We start from the raw sequence: 559 nt of genomic DNA on the forward strand, positions 1-559 counted from the left end.
TGAGAATGATGCAATAATCTATCTAATATAGCTTGAGCTAAAACTGGAGAGCCAAATATTTCACCCCAACTGGAAAATGGCATATTTGTTGTTATTATTGTACTGTGTTTTTCATATCTTTTTGATATTAATTGAAAAAACAAGTTTGAAGCATCAGTATCTATTGGTAAATATCCTATTTCATCTATTATTAATACTTTGTATTTCGAAAAATGTTTTAATCTTGTTTCTAACCTATTTTCTTTAAGTGCTTTTTTCAGTTGAGACATTAAGTCTTGGAAATGAATAAAATATGTTGAATATCTATGTTTAGCACATTCTATACCAATGGAGACAGCAAGGTGTGTCTTACCAACTCCTGGAGTTCCTACAAATAGAATATTTTCATTGTTTTCTACGAATCTTAAGCTTTTTAAATCCAATATTTCTTGCTTGTTTATTCCAGGTTGAAAATCAAAATCAAAATCTTCTATTTCTTTTAAGAATGGGAAGTTAGCCACTTTTACACATGCATTCATTGCTCTTTTTTCTTTTGCTTTTAATTCTAATTCACTTAGTT

Annotated in this window: 1 protein-coding gene; it reads right to left on the reverse strand. The window is 28.4% G+C overall.

Going from position 1 to position 559, the window contains the following annotated elements:
• Positions 1-559, reverse strand: a 559-nt coding sequence (gene istB / locus ACYQ44_RS10425) for an IS21-like element helper ATPase IstB (RefSeq protein WP_459997230.1), incomplete at both ends; no start/stop codon positions are given.

This window comes from Marinitoga arctica (genome assembly GCF_054657315.1).